General features: G+C 67.5%; 12 protein-coding genes. 11 read left to right on the top strand and 1 reads right to left on the bottom strand.

Features of this window, described 5'->3' with window-relative positions; all coding sequences use genetic code 11:
- The 10 genes from EPN29_13255 to EPN29_13210 all read left to right on the top strand — a co-directional run.
- Positions 1-1,140, top strand: a 1,140-nt coding sequence (locus tag EPN29_13255; GenBank protein ID TAN31453.1) for a PAS domain S-box protein, incomplete at its 5' end; no start/stop codon positions are given.
- Complete coding sequence (locus EPN29_13250) at positions 1,137-2,345, top strand: hypothetical protein (protein TAN31452.1); 1,209 nt, start codon at positions 1,137-1,139, stop codon at positions 2,343-2,345. The genes EPN29_13255 and EPN29_13250, both read left to right, overlap by 4 nt.
- Entirely contained in the window at positions 2,342-2,788 is a 447-nt protein-coding gene (locus EPN29_13245; GenBank protein TAN31451.1) for a response regulator, read from the top strand. The genes EPN29_13250 and EPN29_13245 overlap by 4 nt, the downstream gene beginning before the upstream one ends.
- Before the next feature lie 151 nt (positions 2,789-2,939).
- Entirely contained in the window at positions 2,940-5,264 is a 2,325-nt protein-coding gene (locus tag EPN29_13240) for a response regulator (GenBank protein TAN31450.1), read from the top strand.
- Between the two features lie 305 nt (positions 5,265-5,569).
- The gene (locus EPN29_13235; GenBank protein TAN31449.1) at positions 5,570-8,158 is read left to right on the top strand and encodes a hypothetical protein; all 2,589 of its coding nucleotides are present in this window, start codon (positions 5,570-5,572) and stop codon (positions 8,156-8,158) included.
- A 125-nt stretch (positions 8,159-8,283) separates the two neighbouring features.
- Complete coding sequence (locus tag EPN29_13230) at positions 8,284-9,654, top strand: phenylacetate--CoA ligase family protein (protein TAN31448.1); 1,371 nt, start codon at positions 8,284-8,286, stop codon at positions 9,652-9,654.
- A 45-nt stretch (positions 9,655-9,699) separates the two neighbouring features.
- Positions 9,700-10,485, top strand: coding sequence for a citryl-CoA lyase (locus EPN29_13225; GenBank protein TAN31447.1), 786 nt, complete (start codon positions 9,700-9,702; stop codon positions 10,483-10,485).
- Between the two features lie 83 nt (positions 10,486-10,568).
- A complete protein-coding gene (locus EPN29_13220) occupies positions 10,569-11,561 on the top strand; it encodes a ring-cleaving dioxygenase (protein TAN31446.1) in 993 nt (330 codons plus the stop codon).
- A gap of 51 nt (positions 11,562-11,612) precedes the next feature.
- Positions 11,613-12,452 (top strand): maleylpyruvate isomerase family mycothiol-dependent enzyme, encoded by an 840-nt coding sequence (locus EPN29_13215; GenBank protein TAN31445.1) that lies wholly within the window; start codon positions 11,613-11,615, stop codon positions 12,450-12,452.
- A 140-nt stretch (positions 12,453-12,592) separates the two neighbouring features.
- Entirely contained in the window at positions 12,593-13,093 is a 501-nt protein-coding gene (locus tag EPN29_13210) for a GNAT family N-acetyltransferase (GenBank protein TAN31444.1), read from the top strand.
- 24 nt (positions 13,094-13,117) lie between these two features.
- Here the strand turns inward: EPN29_13210 and EPN29_13205 are convergent, their stop codons facing one another.
- Positions 13,118-14,173, bottom strand: a complete 1,056-nt coding sequence (locus EPN29_13205) for a maleylacetate reductase (protein ID TAN31443.1) — start codon at positions 14,171-14,173, stop codon at positions 13,118-13,120.
- Positions 14,174-14,216: 43 nt separating this feature from the next.
- Between EPN29_13205 and EPN29_13200 the strand changes: the two genes are divergently transcribed.
- On the top strand, positions 14,217-14,846 hold the full coding sequence (locus EPN29_13200; protein ID TAN31442.1) for a phospholipase: 630 nt from the start codon (positions 14,217-14,219) through the stop codon (positions 14,844-14,846).
- Positions 14,847-15,102 lie beyond the last annotated feature (256 nt).

Raw genomic sequence — 15,102 nt, 5'->3', positions numbered from 1 at the left:
GAGAAGCTGGTCGGGACCGACTTCTCCGACTACTTCACCGAGCCGGAGAAGGCCCGCGAGGGCTATGAGCAGGTCTTCGCCAAGGGCTTCGTCACCGACTACCCGCTGACCATCCGGCACAAGGACGGGCGGCTGACCGACGTCCTCTACAACGCCTCGGTCTACAAGGATGCGCGGGGCAAGGTGCTCGGCGTCTTCGCCGCCGCCCGCGACGTGACCGAAACCAGCCGCGTCATGCGCGAGTTCGCCGAGACGAAGAACCTCCTCGACAACATCCTGCAGAGCTCCATCAAGTACTCCATCATCGGGAAGGACCTCGACCACCGCATTCTCTCGTGGAACGAGGGAGCGCATCGGAACTACGGGTACACGGCGGAAGAGATCCTGGGCAAGAACTCCGAGATCCTGCACACGCCGGAGGACCTGAAATCCGGTGCCGTCAAGAAGCTGCTCGAGACCGCCTTCCAGAAGGGACTGGCCGAGGGGGAGTTCGTGCGCGTCCGCAAGGACGGCGCGCGCTTCGCGGCGAGCGTCGTCATCACCCGCCGCAATGATGCCTCTGGCAGTCCGATCGGTTACCTGCTGATGTCGAGTGACATCTCGGAGAAGAAGCGAGCCGAGGAGCAGGTGCTCGCCGCCTCCCAGTACGCGCGCAGCCTCATCGAGTCCAGCCTGGACCCGCTCGTCACCATCAGCCCCGAGGGCAAGATCACCGACGTCAACGAAGCCACCATCAAGGTGACCGGTGTGCCGCGGGAAGAGCTCATCGGGACGGACTTCTCGAACTATTTCACTGAGCCTGACAAGGCGCGTGAGGGCTACCAGCAGGTCTTCGCCAAGGGATCGGTCACCGGCTACCCGCTGACGATCCGTCATCGGAACCGGCAGCTCACCGAGGTCCTGTACAACGCCTCGGTTTACAAGGATGTCCGCGGCAACGTGCTCGGCGTCTTCGCGGCGGCGCGCGACGTGACCGTGCAGAAGAAGGTCGAGGCCGAGATCGCCGAGCAGCGCGGCAAGGAGCTGGAGAGGCTCGCGGAGCTTGAGCGCTTCCAGAAGCTGACCGTCGGGCGCGAACTCAAGATGATCGAGCTCAAAAACGAGATCGAGGAGCTGAAGAACAGGTCGGTCAAGGAATGATTGCGGCGCATAGCGACAGCCCGAGTGTGCTCAGGGACGGCGGGCCGGTCGACGCGCGCAGCTACGCCAGCGCCATCCTCAACATCCTCGAGGACGCTGCCGAAGAGAGGGCTCGGCTGACCAGTATGCAACGCGCCGTCCTCAACATCCTCGACGACTCGGCCGGCGAGAAGACACGGCTCGAGGCAATGCAGCGGGCAATGCTGAACATCCTGGACGACTCGGCCGGCGAGAAGGCCGGCCAGGCCGACACGCAGCGCGCCGCCCTCAACATCCTCGACGACTTCGCCGGCGAGAAGACACTCCTCGAGGCCACGCAGAAGGCGATCCTGAACATCCTGGACGACTCGGCCGAGGAGAGGGCCGGCCTGGCGGACACGCAGCGCGCAGCCCTCAACATCCTCGACGACTTCGACCTCGAAAAAAAGAAGGTCGGCCAGGTCAACGTCGAGCTTCGCAACGAGATCGCGGAACGCGAGCGGGTCGAGGAAGCTCTGCGACACGCCAAGGCGTCGGCCGAGGGGGCGAGCAAGGAACTCGAGGCGTTCAGCTATTCGGTCGCCCACGACCTGCGCGCTCCCCTGCGCAGCATCGATGGTTTCAGCCAGGCCCTCCTCGAAGACTGCGCCGACCGCCTCGACGCTGACGGTTCGAGGTACCTGAAGCACATCCGCGAGGCGGCGCAGCAGATGGGTGGGCTCATCGACGACCTCTTGAATCTGTCCCGCGTGACCCGGGCCGACCTCCGCCGCGAGCGCGTGGATCTGAGCGAGCTCGCCCGGTCGGCGATCGAGAGGCTGCGGCAATTGCAGCCGGACCGCCAGGTCGAACTGGTCGTCCATGATGGTCTGGTGACGCGGGCCGACCCGCGGCTCCTCGATATCGTGCTCACGAACCTACTCGGCAACGCCTGGAAGTTCACGGGCAAGCGGCCGGCCGCGCGGATCGAGTTCACCGCCAGGACCGACGAGCGCCCGCCGGTCTACTTCGTGCGCGACAACGGCGCCGGATTCGATGCCACGTACGTGGACAAGCTGTTCGGCGTGTTTCAGCGCCTGCACACCGCTCGCGAGTTCGAGGGCACGGGCATCGGCCTGGCCACGGTGCGAAGGATTGTCAGTCGACACGGCGGCAAGGTCTGGGCCGAGGGAGCGGTGGACCAGGGCGCGACGTTCTATTTCACCCTTGAGGAGGCGCACGCATGATGGACAAGATCCTCCTGCTGGTCGAGGACAGCCAGCGCGACGAAGAGCTGGCCCTCCGCGCGCTGCGCAAGAACAACATCAAGAACGAGGTGGTGATCATGCGCGATGGCGTGGAGGCGCTCGAATACCTGTTCGCCACAGGAGCCCACGCCGGCCGGAACACCGCCGAGCTTCCGACGGTCGTCCTCCTCGATCTCAAGCTGCCAAAGATCGACGGCATCGAGGTGCTGCGCCGCATTCGCGCGGACGAGCGAACCAAGCTCCTGCCCGTCGTCATCCTGACCTCCTCCAAGGAGGAGAAGGACCGGCTCGCCGGCTATGCCTCCGGCGCCAACAGCTTCGTGCGCAAACCGATCGACTTCGCGGAGTTCTCCGGCGCGATCGCCCAGCTTGGCCTCTACTGGCTTCTCTTGAACGAAACGGTGCCCCGCGCGGAGGGGTGAGCGTTGGTCCGACCCTTGCGCCTCCCGCTTGTCGACAGGTCGGAGACGGATACCGTTCATCAACCCAGGAGGACAGTTCGGGTAAATCTGGAGGCGCCCGCGGTACCAGGACCGCACCGAAACCAGCCGTCGGTTCGGGAAGCCTGATCGCGTGGCCAATCCCATCCGCGTGCTCGTCCTCGAGGACAATCCGGCCGACGCCGAGCTGGCCATTCGGCAGATAGCCGCCTCAGGTTTCGAACCTGAATGGCAGCGGGTGGACAACGAGGCGGACTACCTCGCCCACCTGACCAGCGACCTGGACGTCATCATTGCCGACTACTCGTTGCCTCAGTTCGATGCGCAACAGGCGCTGAGCCTGCTGAACGAACGGGGACTGGACATCGCATTCATCGTCGTGTCGGGAGCCGTCGGCGAAGGCACGGCCGTGCACCTCATGCAGAGCGGAGCCGACGACTACCTGCTCAAGGACCGGCTGGCGCGCCTGGGCCCGGCGGTGGCCAAGGCTCTCGAGCGGCGCCTCCTGCGAGAGGAGGCGCGGCGGGCCGTCGAGCGCTACCGCAAGATCCGCGTGCTCGTGCTCGAGGACAACTCGGCCGACGCCGAGCTGGCCATTCGAGAGATCACCGCTGCCGGGTTTGAGCCCGAATGGGAGCGGGTGGACACCGAGTCGGGCTATCTCGCTCACCTCACCCCCGACCTCGACGTCATCGTCGCCGACTTCACCCTGCCTCAGTTCAACGCCCAACAGGCGCTGGCCGCGCTGAGTGAACTCGGGCTGGACGTCGTCTTCATCGTCGTCTCGGGAACCATCGGCGAAGAGGCGGCCGTGCGTCTCATGCAGAGCGGAGCCGCCGACTATGTGTTCAAGGACCGGCTGGCGCGCCTGGGTGCGGCAGTGGCCAGGGCCCTCGAGCGGCGCCGCCTGCGGATGGAGGCGCGACTGGCCGAGGCGGCGCTGGCCGCGAACGAGGCCAAGAGTCAGTTCCTCGCCAACATGAGCCACGAGCTGCGCACCCCTTTGAACGCGATCCTCGGCTTTGCGGAGCTGATGATCGACGATGCCGAAGGCAGATTCACAGCCGCGCAGCAGAGGGTTTTCCTCCAGAACATCCACCGCAGCGGCAGGCACCTGCTCGGCCTGATCACCGACATTCTCGACCTCTCCAAGATCGAGGCCGGCCGGATGGATCTTCAACTGGAATCAGTCAAGGTGGAGGCAGCGGTGGCGGAGGTGATCAGCACCGCTCAACCGCTGGCCGACCAGAAGCGGATCGCGTTACAAGTGGAGGCAGGCAGTGCCGGCGAACTGGTCGCCGACCCCGCCAAGGTGAGGCAGATGTTGCTCAACCTGGTGTCGAATGGGATCAAATTCACCCCCGAGGGCGGTTCGGTGGCGATTCGGACCCAGCGCACGACGAACACCGTCGAGATTTCAGTCGCCGACACCGGGATCGGTATTGCCGAAGCCGACCAGGCCCGGATCTTCCAGGAGTTCCAGCAACTCCACGCCGGCGCCGGGAACCGGACTCCTGGGACTGGGCTTGGCTTGGCCATCACGCGCCGCCTGGCCAGACTCCACGGGGGGGACGTTCAGCTCGCCAGTGAACCAGGCAGAGGCAGCACGTTCACGTTGTCCCTACCCCTTTTGGGCCCGGAGCGAGCTGCGCCGGCCGGCGACCATGTCGAAGCCGGCCAAAAGGCGGACCCACGGTCGGCGGGACGCCTCGTCTTGATCGGAGAGGACGACCCGCAGGCCGCCGAGCTCTTGAGCCGCAATCTCGAGCAGGGCGGATTCCAGACGGAGGTCGCAGAAACGGGCGCGGGGGTGCTGGCCAAGGCGCGACAGTTGCGGCCGATGGCGATCACGCTCGACATCCTGCTGCCCGACATCGACGGCTGGGAGGTGTTGACCCGACTGAAGCAGGATGATTCGACCAAGGACATTCCCGTCATCGTGGTCAGCGTCGTCGACAATCCGGCGTTGGGCAAGGCGCTTGGCGCTCTCGACTACTTCGTCAAACCCGTGCCCGCCAAAGATCTGCTCCAGCGTCTCAGCCGGTTCCATTTCGAGCCCAGCGCCGGGCGCGACCACCGCCATGTGCTCGTGGTTGACGATGAGCAGCCCAACCGTGAGTTCTTAGCCGAGGTCCTGGAGTCGGCCGGCTACACGGTTACCGTGGCCGGCGGCGGTCGTGAAGCGATACGCATGGCGCTCTCCGCCCGACCGGACCTCGTCCTGCTCGACCTCATGATGCCCGGGGTGACGGGTTTCGACGTCGTGGAAGCACTGCGCGCTGACGAGGCCACGCGGGCGACCCCGATCATGGTGCTGACGGCAAAAGACCTGACCGCTGAAGACAAACGGCAGCTCAACGGCCACGTGTCGGCAATCCTCAGCCGCGGCTCCACCGCCAGCGCTGACCTGGTCGCTCACCTTCAGGAGGTTGCCACCCACCACACGAGCGAGCATTGAGCGGGCTCGTTGCCTCAGCTCGGCCACCCGGTCGCGGCCCGCTCAAACGTCAATCCACCACGACCCGTGGTGTCAATCAATTGCGGCATTGACGCGCTGTTTAGGCCGTGGTATACGTCGGCGGAGCTACCACGGCCGGTGGTGGCATGGATGCGGGGAGCGGTGCCTCTGGCAAGGCACCGAGGAGCTGATGGCAAGATGAGTCCGATCAGCCGGCGTGCGGTCGTCGTGACCGCGCATTTCCAGTCCTTGGCTCCGCGCGCCCCCGTGCTCAGAGGTGCCGTCTGCATTAGGGGGTAGTGAGCATGGTCCGTACCCGTCTTGCGTCATCCGCGCTCGCCGCGCTGGCGGCGGGGGCGCTGGCCCTGGCGCCCGCCCCGCGAACCGGGGCGACCGCGATCTCCCCGATCGGCTTCGAGACCCCGACTTTGGTCGACCCCATCCACACGAACGGTGAGCCGGACATCGCGGTCGACCCGTTCGGCCGCGTCTTCGTCAGCGGCCCCACCGGGACCGGCACGCAGCGAAGCACCTGGTTCGGATCCGTGGACGGCGGCCACACCTACCGGGTCATGGCCCAGAAGGTGACCCCTTCCTCGATCGTCGGCATCCCCGCGCCTCAGCCGGGCGGTGGCGACACCGACATCAACTTCGACCGTAGCGGCAAGCAGTACTTCGCCGACCTGTACGGACTCGTGTGCTTGCGGGTCGCGGTGACCGGGCCCACGAACTCCGGCGCGTCGGACCAGGAGAACGTCTACCCCGGTGGGTGCGGCACCGCCAACGCCCCGGGCGCCGACCGGCAGTGGCTGGCTGTGTACGACCCGTCGCCGGACACCCCGAACCAATCGGCCTACCGCGCCGCCAACGGCAAGACGCCACTGATCTACCTGGAGTACAACAACCTCATCGGTCCGGGCCCCAACGGTGGCGCGCAGTGGAACATGAGCACCGACGGCCTCGACTTCATCAACGCCACCGCGGGTGAGGTCCCATCAGGTACGGGCGTGATGTACACGCCGTTCGGCGCTGACGGCTACCCGGCCCTCGACCAGGTCACCGGCAAGGTTTTCCAGGCGGCCGGCTGCACCACGGCCAATGGCTGCAGGTCGACCGGCCTGTGGCTGAACATCGGCACGCCTGATTCAACCGGCACGCTGCACTTCCTGGACGACGGCGGCAACGGCAGCCAGGATCTGACGAGGCTCATCAGGATCGCCGATACGCCCACCGGCTCTCCGGACACGCTCTTCTCCGTCCTCTCGATGGACAGCGGACGCAACCTTTTCGCCGTCTGGGCGATCAGCAGCACCAACCCGGCCCAACGTCAGGTTTTCGTCAGCGCGGCCTCCGCGGCCAGCGGCTGGGCCGACTGGTCGACACCGATCCAGGTGAGCGACGGATCGAGTGCGACCGGCGACGCGGCCAACGTCTTTCCGTGGATCAAGGCCGGGGGGCCCGGTCGTGCCGATGCCGTTTGGTACGGCTCCGACAAGCAGGTGGATCCGAGCAGTCACAACCAGCAGACCTGGAACGTCTTCATGTCGCAGGTCGTCTTTCCGACCGGCACGGATTCGAGCCTCACCGGGGCGGCGCCCGTCGCCACCCTGGTCAAGGTGACGCCGCATCCGATGCACTACGACGACATCTGCCTCACGGGGACGGATTGCATCCGTTCCACCGGAAACCGAAACCTGGCCGACTTTTTCCAGGTCAACATCGACCGCTCGGGCGCCGCGGAGATCGTCTACGACGACACCTCCAATGGCCTGATCCAGAATCCCATCCCATCCAGCATCCCGCAGGTCGCGGACCACTCGGGCGCCGGCGTGATAACAGTCGCGAGACAGTCGTCGGGCATGGGCCTGTTCGGCACCGCGGTCTCTGGTCCGTCGAACGCTCCGGTGAGCGGGCTGCCCGACCCCGCGGGTGACGCCCTGTACCCGGTCATCGGCGGGACCAACCAGCCCGGCATGGACATCCGCTCAAGCCAGCTCAGTCTCTCGGCTGACGGCAAGACTCTGAACGTGACCATGCAGGTCGGAGGCGACCTCACCAACCCGGCGCCCACGCTCGCGGGGATCCCGGGCGCCACCAACTTGCAGTACCTCACCCGCTGGCAGCTTGGCAACACCATCTACTACGCCGCCATGGAGAACAGTGCCTCCAACCGGCCGAGCTTCTACGCCGGAGCGGCCCAGAGCATCGATTTGTGCTCGGTCTCCGCGTGCTTCCCGCACGTGCTCACCTACCCGGAGCCGGGCGCCGGTCCGACCTTCACCGGGAAGACGGAGAGCGGGACCATCGGGTGTCCGGCGGCGCCCTCGGCCACCAACCCCTGCACGCTGACGGTCAGCGTCAACGTCGCCGATATCGGCGGCCCGACGGCCGGCAGCCGGCTCGAGGAGGTCGGCGCCTACACACTGGCGGCGACTTTGCGGGAGGGCGACGAGAGCAACGCCACGGCCGAGTCGGACACGGTCCCGCTCGAGATCGACGGCGTCTGCTGCAACGACTTCGAGGCCTCGGTCCAGAACGGCGGTCCCGGCCCCTGCCATGAAGCCGACGGCGACGGGCACGTGCCCGACGGACATGGCGGCCAGGCGCAGGTGCGATTCGACCAGGATGCGTGCGAGGACGGCGCCGCGCAGTCGATCCAGGCTGACGATCCGAGCACCGGCGACAGCTTCCAGGCCGGCCAGGTTTCGGCGATCACCTTCAACGACGCACTCTCGAACGTGACGATTTCGGGCACCGGCACGCATAACGGAAACCCCGTGAAGTTCACTCTGGTCGCGGTCGGGGGCGGCGCGGGAATCGGGGCGGCGAGCCTGACATTGAGCGACGGCTACGCCGCCGGCGGGACTCTCCTCGACGGCTCGATCACCCTCTGACCATCTCTTGCCTTGGGAGGCCGCCCAGGCGTTGCCTGGGCGGCCTCAGCTCGCACCAGGGCGGCCGGGCCCGCCGGCGCGGTAAGCGCATCCCCAGCCGCTCGCCTGGCGCATCATGTCCGCCAGTGGAATCAACCGAGAAAACCAAGCCCGCAAGCGGCAGCCGGCTGAAGGGCGATGACTGCGAGCGCGATTGGATCTGGGAAAGAGAGATCGAAACGGCGCCGAGGGAAGAGACCTTCCGCGTCGGCGCCGCGGCGTGGGACCGGCAGTTCCGCCGCCTGAGAGAGGCCTCCCCTTTTTACGCGCGTAAGTTCCGCGAGGCGGGCGCAGGCTCCTCCTTCGTCGGCCTTGCCGACATCGCCAGGCTCCCGTTCACCACCAAGGAGGAGCTCAGGCGCGCCCTCGATGAAGACCCTCCGTTCGGCACCAACCTGTGCGTCGATCCCAACCAGGTCAAACGCATCTACCAGACCAGCGGCACGACCGGCGCGCCGAGCATCCTGGCGCTGACCCGAGCCGACATGGAGATCTGGACGGTCATGGGCACGCGCACGTACTACGCCACCGGCATCCATGAGCACAGCAGCGTGCTGACGACGTTCGGAGCGGGACCGTTCGTCGCCGGCCATACGCATTTCGTGCTGCTGCGCATCGGGACGCGCTCGGTGCCGGTCGCGCCGGGCGACACCGGCAGGGTGCTGTTCGGTTTGCGAATGAAACTCGCCGACACGCTGCTGGCGACTGCGTCCTTTGCGCAATACCTGGCGAACCGCCTCGAGAAGGATCCTGAGCCGGGCGCGCTCGCGCTGACCCATGTCGTGACCGGGGGTGAGCCCGGCGGTGGCATCGCGGCGATCCGCGATCACATCCAGAGGGTGCTTGGCGCCACCGTCACCGAGGTCATGGGCATCGGTGACATCGCGCCCTCGCTCTTCGGCGAGTGCGCGCACCAGCAGGGCATGCATTTCTGCGGCGCGGGGCACGTGTGGCCGGAGCTCATCCATCCGGACACGCAGGAACCGATGGCGATCGAAACCGGCGCGGTCGGCGAGCTCGTCTACACGACTCTGACCCGGAAGGCCATGCCGGTGGTGCGCTTTCGCGGCGGCGACATCGTGCGCATCGAGGGCACCTCCTGCGAATGCGGGCGAACCGGCTTTCGCATGCGGGTCCTCGGACGGCGCGATGACTTGTTCATCGTGCGCGGGGTGAACGTGTACCCGACTGCGATCCTGTCCGTGGTCGGCGACTTCCGGCCGCGTGTGACAGGACGCGCGCGCGTGATCCGCCAGGGCGGGGAGGTCAGCGTCACGCCGCCGGTGCCCATCGAGGTCGAGGTCCCCGCGGATCACGCGTCTGACGGAGCGCTTGCGGGCGAGATCCAGAACGCGATCCATTCGAGGCTGACCTTTCGAAGCCAGGTCACGCTGATTCCGGAGACGGCTTTCGGCGATAGCGCCTACAAGACGAGGTTGACGGTGGATCGGCCGTGAGCGGTGACCTCCCCGCTGGGCGGGGAGGGTAGGGTGGGCAGACGCATGAGCAGCAGGCGGTCAAGCAAGAAACTGCGCTCCGACCTCGGCTGGAGCACCGCCGACCGGATCGTGGTCCGCGGCCACGACCTCGCCGAGGAGCTGATCGGCAAGGTCTCGCTCGGCGACGTCGCGTTTCTCGAGCTGAAGGGCCGCCTCCCGACCCAGCAGGAATCGGCCGTCTTCAACGCCATCGCCGTGGCTCTCGTGGAGCACGGCATGACCCCGAGCGCGCTTGCCGCCCGCCTCACCTACTTCGGCGCACCGGAGTCGCTCCAGGCCGCGGTCGCCGCCGGGCTGCTGGGTATGGGGGACCGGTTCGGCGGCTCCGTCGAGGAGGCCGCCCGCATCCTGCAGGAGGCCGTGGCCGAGGCCGGACCGGAGGCCGACCTGCGCCACATCGCGCGCCACATCGTGGCCACGCACAAGGCAAGAAAGCGGTTCATCGCCGGCCTCGGCCACCCCCTTCACAAGCCGATCGATCCCCGGACGCCCAAGCTCTTCGACCTGGCGGCGAGGAACGGCTTTTCCGGCCGGCACGTGAGGCTCATGGAGATGCTCTCGGAAGAGGCCACGCGCAGCTACCGGCGCGAGCTGCCTGTGAACGCGACCGGGGCGATCGGGGCCATCGCGAGCGAGCTCGAGATTCCGTGGCGGGTCTGCCGTGGGCTGGCGGTCATGGCGAGGGCGATCGGCCTGGTCGCGCACGTCCAGGAGGAGATCCAGGACCCGCTCGCCGGCGAGGTCTGGAGCCGGGTCGAGGATGAGTCGTCGGAGCACCTCCGCAGCTGACCTGAAACCGATCGTTGCCTGCGCAGTCATCGGGCTAACATAGGTTTTCGCGGTCCGCGGTCCGGCTGGAAAGGAGGCAGATCTTGCCCGCCAACGTGCCCGGCATCCACCACGTCACGTGCATCACCGGCGACGTTCAGAGGAACGTCGACTTTTACGTCAGCGTCCTCGGCCTGCGGTTCATCAAGAAAAGCATCAACCAGGACGTCCCCGACACCTACCACCTGTATTTCGGCGACTACCTGGGGACGCCGGGCACGGCAATGACGTTCTTCGGCTGGCCCAGCTGGCCCAAGCGCCGGACCGGCAGCGGCCAGGTGACCACGGTTGCGTTTGCGGTGCCACACGGTTCGCTCGAGTTCTGGCGCGGCCGCCTTCGCCGGCTCGGCGTCGACGCCGGCCGGAGGAGCCGTTTCGACAGCGACGTCCTCGTCCTCGAGGATCCCGACGGCCTCCAGCTCGAGCTGGTCGCCGAAGGCTCGGAGCCGGTCGCGCGCGGGGCGCAGCCCGATCTCCGCTGGGCACCCTGGAAGGAGGGCCCGGTCGAGGTGGAGCATGCGATCCGTGGCTTCCACTCGGTCACCCTCACGGTCGCCGAGGCCGGCGCGACCGCCGACCTCCTCACCAGGACGATGGGCTTCCGCAGGGCCGGTCAGGACGGCGGCCGGACCCGCTTTGAAACCGCAGCCGGCGGCCCAGCCGCCACGCTCGACTTGGTCGAGTCGCCGGAGGGCCCAGTCGGAGCGGAGTCCCTGGGCACGGTGCATCACGTCGCGTGGAGGGCCGCGGAAGATGCCCAACAGTCCGCCTGGCGCGCGGCACTGATCGAGGCGGGCCTCAACGTGACGCCGGTGATCGACCGCTACTACTTCAGGTCAATCTACTACCGAGAGCCGGGTGGGAGCCTTTTCGAGATCGCTACCGACGGCCCTGGATTCACGGTGGACGAGGCCCCGGAAGCGCTGGGCTCCACCCTGAGCTTGCCGCCCTGGTTCCAAGTGAGGCGCGACACCTTGGACCACACCCTGACGCCGATCGTCGTACCGACCACGGCGACGACGGGCGCGGGCCATTGATCCGGATCCGCAGCGTGGTCGCCAACGCACCACTAGGAGGGGAATGAGCCGATGAGCACCGCAGTAATCGCTCCGGTCAATCCGATGGCGGCCGAGGGCAAGAGCACGGTCATGAGCGTGATGCGCCGCGACCGCCGGCATTTCTTCGACCTGGTCGAGGACCCCAAGAACTGGAACGTCCAGACGCGCTGCACCGAATGGGAGGTGCGTGACCTCGTCGGCCACATGATCGACGTCACCGAGGGCTATCTGAGCCGATGGGAGATCGCCAAGAGGGACGAGAGCTCCAACTCCCTCGGCCTGCTGGTCATGGGCGAGACGCTGAACGACCACGCTCTCGATTTCCGCAAGCTGCCGCGGGAGGAGGCGCTCGCGCGCCTCAAGCGCGCCGCGGCGACGATGGATGAGATCTTCGCGGCGCTCACGCCCGACCAGTGGACCGGCTTCATGGTCACGCATCCGTACATGGGTTCGCTGCCGGCTGGTTTCTATCCCGCGTTTCACATCATGGATTACGGGATTCACCCCTACGACATCCACTACGGATTGGGCGACAAGCTCGCCGAGCTCGACGAGGCGACCGCCGGGCTCTTGATCCCTTACTGCTTCATCGTCATGCAGGTCACGGTCGACCAGAAGTCCGCGGCCGGAGTCGACGCCGTTTACGGCATCGAGGTGTCGGGCGGATGGGGCGGCAAGTGGCGAGCCAGGGTCAAGGATGGTCAGTGGTCGGCGCAGCCGGAGACCGATGGCTTCAAGGGCTGTCAGGCCCTCTTCCGGTTCACGCCGTCGGACTTCGTGCTGACGGTTTTCGGGCGCTTCCCGGGCGGGTCGGCGACCGGCGATCCCGAGGTCATCGAAAAGGTGCGCGGCCTCTTCTTCCGATTCTGATTCGGAGCACCCTGTGGGCCGCTCATCTCCCCGCCTGGCGGGGCGGTCGGGCAAAACCGGGGTGGGGAGGCGGGGCGGCCAGCGATCGCCCTGAGATCAGGGAGGTCGATTCACGCACGGCGTCCCTGATCGCCGCCGCCATGGGGGAGGAGGGCGACCTGGTCGCGATGCGGCTGGCCAGAGGATGCCGCTGCTTTGCCGCCTGGCTTGGCGGTGAACTGGCCGCCTATGGCTGGCTTTCCGCAGAGCGGGAGTGGATCGGGGAGCTCGAGCTGGAGATCACTCCGGGGAGGCGTGAGGCGTACATCTGGAACTGCGTCACGCTGGCCGCCCACCGGCGCAAGGGCGTCTTCCGGACGCTGTTGCAGGCTATCGTGGCGCAGGGGCGCATCGAGGGGTTGAGCCGGCTCTGGATCGGCAGCGTCAGGATCCCGGCGGAGAGGGCGTTGGGACCGTCCGGCTTCCTTGCCGCCCTGCGCGTGAACAGCACCGTGATCTCCGGCGTCCGCTGGCTCAAGGTGATGCCCGCCGACGGGGCGGATCCGAATCTGGTCGAGGCAGCGCGCAAGGTGCTAGCCGTCGGCGGCCGCCCCCTGCGGCTCGGCACCTCGCTGCGCCGCTCCCGGCCGCGCCGCCACTGACCTCCCCGCTTCGCGGGGAGCGGCTCACAGGGCCGCCTGATAGATCGCGAGCAGGTCTTCAGCCGGGTAGCGGCCGGCGAGCTCATCCGCCGCTCGGTGCAGCTCCGGCTCGCCCAGCCCGTACTCGGCGATGTGGTGTGGCAGGCCCAGCGAGGCGATAAGCCCCTGTACCTTCCCGGCCGGGTCGGCGCCGGTCGCCGACGCCAGCAATCGCATCCGCTCCGGCCGGCTGCGCGCCAGATAGCGCATGACGTGCGGCAGCAACAGGCACGACGTGACGCCGTGCGGAATGCCGAAACGAGCTCCGATCTGCTTGCCCATGACGTGGCTCAGCCCGCTCGCGGATTGGGCGGGCAGCGTGAACGAGAACCACGCGGCGAGCTGGTTCTCCGTGCGAATGCCGGTGTCCGATGGCGCCGCCAGCGCCCGGGGCAGCGAGCCGAAGAGGCGCCGCACGGCCTCCAGCGCCATGACGTCGGAGAAGGCATGCTCGCCCTCGGCGAGGATGCCCTCCACCGCGTGGTCGAGCGCGCGGATCCCCGTCGACAGCCACAGTCGCATGGGTGTCGCCAGCGTGAGCGCGGCGTCGTAGATCACGCCGTCCGGCAGCAGGCGGGGATCGCGCATCCCGGCCTTGTTGCCCGACGCGTCGGTAAAGCCTGCGCCGGAGGCGAGCTCGGCGACCGACAGTGTTGTCGGGATCGCGAAGTGGGGGAGGCCGCGATCGGCCGGGCCGCCGCGGTCGGCCAGCCGCACGGCGACCATCTTGGCCGCGTCGATTGCGCTGCCCCCACCGAAGCTCACGACCGCGTTCACATCCGCGTCGCCCGCGCGCTGCACCGCGGCCTCCACGTCCTCGACCGGCGCATGCTGGCCGATGGCCGCGGTCACCCTAGCCTCGGCGCCGCCCAGCGCCTGGCGAACGGCGTTGATCGACCGCTGTTCAGCCATCAGGGATCGCGTGGTGATCAGCGCGATGCGAGTCGCCTCCACGCGCTCCAGCGCCGGCCCAAGTTGCGCGATCGAGCCCGGCCCCCAGTGGATGACGCGCGGATTCGAATAGGCGAAGACCCCGCTCATCGCGTGGTCATGGTACCGACGCCAATGACCCAAACTTCTCGGGGTGGCGGGTCCGCATCAAGGTCAGAAGCTGCTGCTGGCGGGTGAGCCGCTGGCCAAGGCGCGCGCGGCCATGATCCTGGTCCACGGGCGGGGTGCGAGCGCGGCGGACATCATGACGCTCGGGGCGGAGCTCGAGCGTCCCGGCTTCGCCTTCCTGGCGCCGCAGGCCGCGGGCGGCACCTGGTATCCCCATCCCTTCATCGCCCCGCTGGAGAGCAACGAGCCGTACCTGAGCTCGGCGCTCGAAGTCCTGGAAGGCCTTATGGCCACCGTCGAAGCCACGATCCCCCAGCAGCGCGTCGTCCTGCTGGGTTTCTCGCAGGGCGCATGTCTGACGCTCGAATTCACCGCCCGGCACGCACGTCGCTATGGAGGAGTGGTCGGGCTGAGCGGGGGCTTGATCGGGCCTGATGGAACGCCCCGCGACTACCCGAAAGGCTTTGACGGGACGCCGGTGTTCCTGGGCTGCAGCGACGTCGATCCGCACGTCCGGATGGAGCGCGTGGTCGAAGCCAAAGAGGTATTCGAGCGATTGGGCGCGCGCGTCGACATGCGCCTGTATCCGGGGATGGCCCACACGGTCAGTGCGGACGAGCTCGAGGCGGTGCGGGCGATCGTGGAGACGATCTAGGCGGTCCTATCCCCGAGTCGAAAAGACACCGACTCCGCGATCGCGCGGCCTAGGCCGCCCAGCGCACACCGGGCCCACGCGCCCGGCGCATCACCACCCGCTCGGGCGGCAGGAAGCGGAACTCGCGACCCGGCCCTGACCACCTGCCATCCGCCCTCGTGGACGAGGCGATGGTGAGCGAAACACAAAGCACGAGGTTGGCCAGGTCGGTCGGACCGTTTTTGCTCCAGGCGACGATGTGATGCGGCGTCGACCA

The organism is bacterium (assembly GCA_004299235.1).
Taxonomy (GTDB): Bacteria; Chloroflexota; Dormibacteria; order Dormibacterales; family Dormibacteraceae; genus SCQL01.
The sequence above is the reverse complement of the archived record's forward strand: the minus strand, read 5'-3'. Positions and strand labels throughout refer to the sequence as shown.

Coding starts and splice junctions, on each gene's coding strand:
- EPN29_13250 (TAN31452.1), top strand. CDS start 1,137: ATGATTGCGGCGCATAGCGACAGCCCGAGTGTGCTCAGGGACGGCGGG.
- EPN29_13245 (TAN31451.1), top strand. CDS start 2,342: ATGATGGACAAGATCCTCCTGCTGGTCGAGGACAGCCAGCGCGACGAA.
- EPN29_13235 (TAN31449.1), top strand. CDS start 5,570: ATGGTCCGTACCCGTCTTGCGTCATCCGCGCTCGCCGCGCTGGCGGCG.
- EPN29_13225 (TAN31447.1), top strand. CDS start 9,700: ATGAGCAGCAGGCGGTCAAGCAAGAAACTGCGCTCCGACCTCGGCTGG.
- EPN29_13215 (TAN31445.1), top strand. CDS start 11,613: ATGAGCACCGCAGTAATCGCTCCGGTCAATCCGATGGCGGCCGAGGGC.
- EPN29_13210 (TAN31444.1), top strand. CDS start 12,593: ATGGGGGAGGAGGGCGACCTGGTCGCGATGCGGCTGGCCAGAGGATGC.
- EPN29_13205 (TAN31443.1), bottom strand. CDS start 14,173: ATGAGCGGGGTCTTCGCCTATTCGAATCCGCGCGTCATCCACTGGGGG.